At 70.8% G+C, this 4,857-nt stretch carries 4 protein-coding genes; all 4 read right to left on the bottom strand.

What is annotated here, in order from left to right; translation table 11 throughout:
• Positions 1–324: 324 nt before the first annotated feature.
• The 4 genes from ACFU99_RS33155 to ACFU99_RS33140 all read right to left on the bottom strand — a co-directional run bounded on the left by ACFU99_RS33155 (position 325) and on the right by ACFU99_RS33140 (position 4,821).
• The gene (locus ACFU99_RS33155) at positions 325–1,242 is read right to left on the bottom strand and encodes a cupin domain-containing protein (RefSeq protein ID WP_384399103.1); all 918 of its coding nucleotides are present in this window, start codon (positions 1,240–1,242) and stop codon (positions 325–327) included.
• Between the two features lie 23 nt (positions 1,243–1,265).
• Entirely contained in the window at positions 1,266–2,192 is a 927-nt protein-coding gene (locus ACFU99_RS33150) for a zinc-binding dehydrogenase (protein ID WP_384399101.1), read from the bottom strand.
• 247 nt (positions 2,193–2,439) lie between these two features.
• Positions 2,440–2,766, bottom strand: a complete 327-nt coding sequence (locus tag ACFU99_RS33145) for a hypothetical protein (protein ID WP_384399099.1) — start codon at positions 2,764–2,766, stop codon at positions 2,440–2,442.
• A gap of 804 nt (positions 2,767–3,570) precedes the next feature.
• Complete coding sequence (locus ACFU99_RS33140) at positions 3,571–4,821, bottom strand: helix-turn-helix domain-containing protein (RefSeq protein WP_384399097.1); 1,251 nt, start codon at positions 4,819–4,821, stop codon at positions 3,571–3,573.
• Between the last annotated feature and the right edge of the window lie 36 nt (positions 4,822–4,857).

The raw sequence follows: 4,857 nt of genomic DNA, 5'->3' as shown, positions 1-4,857 counted from the left end.
GCCCGAAACGCTCCCGCACCCGAGCCGCCGGGCATCCACCTCATCGCGGCAGCAGCCAGCGGCGCAGCGCAGCGGAGCCAGCCTGAACCCCAGCCACGAGACGGGCCGCAGACAGCAAACCGACAGCCGCCCCACCCCCTCCCTTCCGCTGCCGGCGCTCTGGACCCGGAGGGTCCGAGACGAACGCGGCAGTCGGCCGGGCGCAATACCGCCCCACGCGGCAGCCACCCAGCCACCTGCCTGCTACGACACCCGAGTTCGACCGGGCGGTGGTGCGGCCGTCCGGCCGTCGGTGATCGCCTGCCTGCGATCACCGACAGGCGATCACTTGCGCAGTCGAGTGCGGTACTCGCCCGGGGGCACGCCCCGCGCACGTCGGAAGGCGCGGCTGAACGCGTGCGGAGAGGCATAGCCGACCGCGCCGGAGATCGACTCGACCGGTTCGTCGGTGTCGCGGAGCCGGACGGACGCCAGGTCGATGCGCCACTGCGTCACGTACGCGCCCGGCGTCTGTCCGAGGGCGGACTGGAAGTGCCGGGACAGCGTCGTTCGGGAGACCGCCGTCGCGGCGGCCAGGGACTCGGTGGTCCAGGGGTGTTCCGGTCGGGCGTGGACACAAGCCAGCGCGTCGCGCACGACCGGATCACGCATCGCGCCCAGCCATGAGCCGGACCGCGTCTCCGGGTGGCGGGCCAGCCAGACGCGTACGAACTGGATGAGCAGCAGGTCGACGAGGCTGTTGACGGCGGCGGTGGTGCCGATCTGCGGCTGCGCGAGCTCCGCCGTGAGAAGCTCGACGGTCTTTCTGAGCTGCGCGTTCTCCCGGCTCGTGACGTGCATCGGCCGGACGAGGGAGGTGAGCACCGGGGTACTCACCTCCGGGTCCTGCTCGTAGCGCAGAACGAGCACTTCCGTCTGCGCCGGGGTCGAGCCCAGGTGCAGGGCACTGCCGTCGGTGAGGGCCTGGTCCGTCGCCTTACGGTCACAGGGACCCATCGCCGCACCAGACCCGGCGGCTATCCCGTGGGCGGTGCCCGGCGGCAGCAGGACGGCGTCTCCCGCCTGCACCTCCAGGGGTTTCTCGCCCGGGACGTGGAGCCACATGGTGCCGCGCGACACCACGTGCAGGGCCGCTGCCGGTGAGGCGTCCAGCGACAGGCCCCAGGTTCCTCCGGCCTTCAGCACGACCCCGAGCGCCCCTCGCGCACCCGATACGCGCAGTGCCTCCGCCAGTACGTCCATCGTTCCATTCTCATCCACGGACGTCAGGCCACGTCGAGAACGATCTTTCCGTGTACCTTCCGCGCGAACAGCGCCCGGACGGCGTCGCCCACGTCCCGCCAGTCGTCGCGCAGTCCGACCGGTACCGAGAGCTTCCCGGCGGCCACGAGGCCCAGCAGGTCCGTCAGCTCCTCACTCGTCGGCGTCATGTCGCCGTAGGTGGAAATGGTGCGGGGCTCACCGAAACCGAACAGGACCCCCGACGGGAACGTGGTGTCCTGCGCCGAGGAGTAACCGACCACGTGGATGGTGCCGCCCTCGGCGAGAAGATTCCACGCCTGGACCGTCAGCGGCCCACCGACCGTGTCCAGGACGAGGTCGAACCGGCACGCGGTCTCGGCCAGGTCGGTCAGGTCGGAAAGGTCGGTCAGAACCCTGTCGGCCCCGAGTTCGCGGAGTCCGGCGGCCCGGTCCGGCGAACCCACGAGCGCCGTCACCCGTGCGCCCGCCAGCGCCGCCAGTTGGACGGCGAAGTGCCCCACGCCCCCGCTGGCGCCGGTGATCAGGACGTCGCGCGCCAGCAGGGAACGCTTGCGCAGCACCCGCAGCGCGGTGACTCCGGCGATACCCAGCGCGGCGCTCTCGGCCAGGTCCACCCCCTCGGGAACGATGCCGAGCGACGCGGGCCTGACCGCCACCCGCTCCGCCCACGCGTGGGCGGACATCCCCAGCACGACGCGCGTGCCTTCGGGCGGCCCCGAGCCGTCGGACGCTGCCCGCACCACGACGCCGGACGCGTCGTGACCGTGCACAGCGCCCGCCGGCCACTGCTCCACGTAGTTCAGCTCTCCGAAGTTGAGAGCGATGTGCCGTATCTCTACCAGCGCCTCGTCGCTGGACGGTACGGGCTCATCGACATCGGCGAACCGGACGGGTCCGGCCTCGCCGTGATCGACCACAAGGGCGCGCATGGGTGTGTTTCCTTCTCTCGTGAATGCGCCTGAACACTCGGCGCGGCAACGGGCGGAGCGCGCGAATGCCGCACTGCCGCCTCCTTGAAAACCCTCACGCAAGGCCGGTGCGGCGACCAGTCCCATAAGAACCGATCAGTTGACGATCTGTGTCAGGGACGGACGGCGACGATCAGCGTGAGCGCGAATGCGAGGACGCTCACGAACGAGGCCGTTGTCACGGCGAGCGCGGAGAACCGGGCCAGAGTCACTGTTCGCCACCGCCGCCACCGCTGCTCGCGGGCCGGGTAGGGAGTACGAGCCGGGGCGGCGTCGTCTCGCCGATGACGGGGCGGCCCGCGTACCCCTCTGGGGGTTCCATCGTCACGTAGTCGGCAATGATGCGGCAGTAGCGGGTGTGGCCCGTCTCCTGAGTGTGGCGGCGCATCCATTCCTCGACCCATTCCAGGCCGCCGGAGCGGATCATTTCGCCGCAGTCCTTTTCCTCCCCGGTGACGCAATCGGCGCGGTAGTCCGGGTACGTCGACGTGTCCTCCGTGATCTTCCACGTCACGTACCGGTAGCTGCGGCTCATCGGCCCCTCCTCATGATCTGTTCGGCTTCCGAACCGAGGAGCCGCCGGAGCAGCCGACTCTCGTCCGGTTTCCCCGCCGCGATTTCACTGCTCTTGATCCGCAGCGCGATTCGCCGCAACGCCGCGTCGTAATAGCCGGGTTCAGCACACCGAGCCGCCACCGCCTCATGCACCCGACGCCGACTGGGCCATACGGCACGCACCGGCCGAGAGAACTGCCCGTACAGCAACCACCAGTGCCAGGCCAGGCGGAGCCGCCGCTGTACGGGAGGGCGCGTCATTGTCCGACCCCGTTCCGGGGGTCGCTGACGTCGCGCGCGGTCAGCTTCACGTCCGTATCGGCCCTGCCGCGCCCATTGCGGTGCTCGGGACACTGACACGGCGGAAAAGCGATCGACCCGGGCAGCCGATCCGCCCCACTCGCCGACTCACTCCACCATGCCTTTGCGGCGGCCGACTTGGGGAATACGAGCACCCCGTTGATGCCGCGTTCGGCGATGAGCCGGGCCAGTGCCGCCCGTGCCTGGCTCTTCACGAGAACAGCCACTTCATACGGCCGAGCGCGCTCCGTACGCGCGCCAGTACGGCCCGATCAGTGCGGCACTCACTCGCCGCCGGCCAATCCGCCGGCGCTATGGCCCACGCCCCGCCCGCACGGAGTACGGCCTCGACTACAGCCGCGGCAGGCTCGGAGGTATTCGCGACAGCAGGAAGGGCCGCGTCGCCCATGGAAATCCCCGCCTCTCTGTTGAGGCCTGGGACCTTAGAGCGGCGGGGAACCGGCCTGGGGGGCAGTTTGCCCCCCTACGCGGTGAGCACCCCCACCTCCTCGGCGAGCTGTACGGCGTCGGATTTGAGGGGGCCGCGGGCGTCTTTCGCGAGGTCGCCTACGAGGACCCGCGCCGAAGGGGTGTACCGCACGGTTTCCGGGGACGCGTCGACCGCTCGTCGCATCCAGTGCAACGCGCCTGCCTGGTCCCGTCGTTGGCGCTGCGCGCGGGCCAGTTCGACCAGTACGCGCGAGCGGCGTTCGACGCTCGGCATGGCGTCGAGGTCGATGGCTTCGGCGCGGTTCATCGCCGATCCCGGCGTACGGAGGTCCACGCCGATGCTCACCGCGTGGAAGTCGGCGTTCGCCCGGCCGAAGACGGTCCACGAGTGGACGTAGCCGTCTGGCAGGCGGGCCGCCGTCCGGTCGGCCTCGTCCCAGTGCCGCCACGCGTCGCCGTCACGCCCTTCGCGGGCGCACGTGATCGCGGCGTGCAGATGCAGCGCGCCGAACATGCCCCTCAAGTCGTCCGGCGCGTCGTCGAGTCGGGGGCGGATGGCCTCGGCGGCCTCCTCCGCGACCTGGATCGCCTCCTCGGCGTAGCCGGTCTCCCGGAGGCCGTTGCCGAACGCCCACGCCGCGCCCGAGAGGCTCAGTGGGTCGTCCGCGTCCTGCGCGGCCCGCCTGCCACGGTCGGCGATGATCCAGTACAGCTCCGGTTCGACGGCGTACGCCGTGACCTGCTGCGCCAGGTGGTACACGTCGGCGAGCACCGCGTACGCCTGCCGGCGTTCCGGCCCTTCGAGCCGGCGGGGAAGCGACTGGGCGTCGCGGATGAGCCCCGCCAACAGCGCCGACACCTCGGAGCGCTGGAAGCGCGAGGTGTGCCAGAGGCGCCACGCTTCCGCGACCCGGCCCCGGAGCACGTCCACGCTCGGCGTCCCCTCGGGCGCGCCCTCGGAAGGCTCGGAGAACAACGACCCCCGTACGGCGTCACGGACGCCGTTGGCGCTGGGCAGCATGAGGCGCGCCCCCGGGCTTATCGGACGGGGCGTCAATTCGCCTGTGATCACGGACAGATCCGAGACCCGAAGCGCTGTCGCGACGCGTACGAGCAGACCGTGGTCGCGCAGTTGCCGCTTGCCCTTCTCGATGCCTTTCAGCCAGTCCGGGCCGCGCCCGCACAGCCCGGCCAGCACTGGGCGGCTCATGCCGCGTCGTTCGCGGAGTCGTTGGATGCGCTCGCCTGGCGGCATGTCGGCGGGGAAGTCGGAACGGTCCGTCATGGGTGCTCCCTGGCGCGAAGTCAAGCCCTTCCAGGC

Origin of the sequence: Streptomyces sp. NPDC057654, from assembly GCF_042800135.1 — a bacterium.
Lineage (GTDB): Bacteria > Actinomycetota > Actinomycetes > Streptomycetales > Streptomycetaceae > Streptomyces.
Note: the sequence above shows the minus strand (reverse complement) of the source record. Positions and strands in the feature narration are given on the sequence as shown.